Genomic DNA, 1,152 nt, shown 5'->3' with positions numbered 1-1,152 from the left:
AAGAAAAATTGTGCCTCCTCTGGGTGGGGTAGATATTAGCCCAATTATTTGGGTAGGTATTTTCAGCTTGCTGCGAGAGATGCTTTTAGGTCAGCAAGGTTTATTGAAAATGATGCTGTAGCTAAAAGCCAAGTTATCTCCAAAATCTGAATTATAAAAGTTGGACGAGAGCTTGAAAACCATGTCGCCGCTTCCCATGGATGAAAAGCTCTCCGCGCGACTTTAGTTGCCTGTAAAAATACCCTAATCTTTCTTGGCATTTCTTAAGTTAATTATGCTATACAATATAGATAGCATAAGGAAAAAAGGTAGGTCGAGCCAAAATGATAATTTATGAGTTCAAAGCCAAAGCTAAACCTGAGCAATATAAAGCAATAGATGAGGCCGTTCGGACATCTCAATTTATTCAAAATAAATGCTTGAGATATTGGATGGACAATAAAGGGGTAAGTAAATACGACCTTAATAAATATTGCAAGGTATTAGCTCAAAAGTTCACATTTGCTTACGAACTCAACTCAATGGCTCGACAATCGGCTGCGGAAAGAGCTTGGTCTTCAATATCTAGATTTTACGATAACTGCAAAAAACAGGTTAAGGGAAAGAAGGGTTATCCTAAGTTTAAGAAGCACTCTCGTTCTGTAGAGTATAAAACTTCTGGTTGGAAACTGTCAGAAAATAGGAAGGCAATTACTTTCTCAGATAAGAAAAATATAGGTACTTTAAAGCTGAAGGGTACTTATGATTTAAACTACTATCAACTAAAGCAAATAAAACGAGTAAGATTACTAAAACGTGCTGACGGTTCCCGATGTTCAATTTGCTATTCAAGTAGACATAAAGATTGAGACTAAACCAACAGGGAACGCAGTAGGTTTAGACGTCGGAATCAAGTATTTCTTGGCTGATAGTAATGGTAATACCGTAGAGAACCCACAGTTTTATAGAAAGTCGGAAAAGCAGTTAAATAGAGCAAATCGTCAAAAATCTAAGAAGTACAAGAAAGGTAGAAAACCACAGTCACACAACTACCATAAAGCTAGGAATAGATATGCACGAAAGCATTTAAGAGAGGGACGTTGCATGCAACGTCCGTACAGGCAGCGTAGAGAGTACGCGAAGAGAGTAGCGTACTGCGTAGTTCAATCTAAT

General features: G+C 37.8%; 3 protein-coding genes. All 3 read left to right on the top strand.

The genetic code is table 11. The features are described 5' to 3' along the window. On the top strand, window positions 1–121 hold a 121-nt coding region (locus tag F6K40_RS40400; RefSeq protein ID WP_293146022.1), incomplete at its 5' end, for a YggT family protein. Window positions 122–323: 202 nt separating this feature from the next. Further along, a complete protein-coding gene (locus F6K40_RS41250; protein ID WP_365674496.1) occupies window positions 324–848 on the top strand; it encodes an RNA-guided endonuclease InsQ/TnpB family protein in 525 nt (174 codons plus the stop codon). Then, window positions 796–1,152: transposase (locus F6K40_RS41245; RefSeq protein WP_365674493.1), on the top strand; the 357-nt coding region annotated here is incomplete at its 3' end. The genes F6K40_RS41250 and F6K40_RS41245, both read left to right, overlap by 53 nt.

It is taken from the genome of Okeania sp. SIO3I5 (assembly GCF_010672085.1).
Classification (GTDB): Bacteria; Cyanobacteriota; Cyanobacteriia; order Cyanobacteriales; family Microcoleaceae; genus Trichodesmium.
The sequence above is the reverse complement of the archived record's forward strand: the minus strand, read 5'-3'. Positions and strand labels throughout refer to the sequence as shown.

What these genes read in the sequence shown, in the direction of transcription:
- F6K40_RS41250 (WP_365674496.1), top strand. Translation starts at nt 324, where the DNA reads ATGATAATTTATGAGTTCAAAGCCAAAGCTAAACCTGAGCAATATAAA.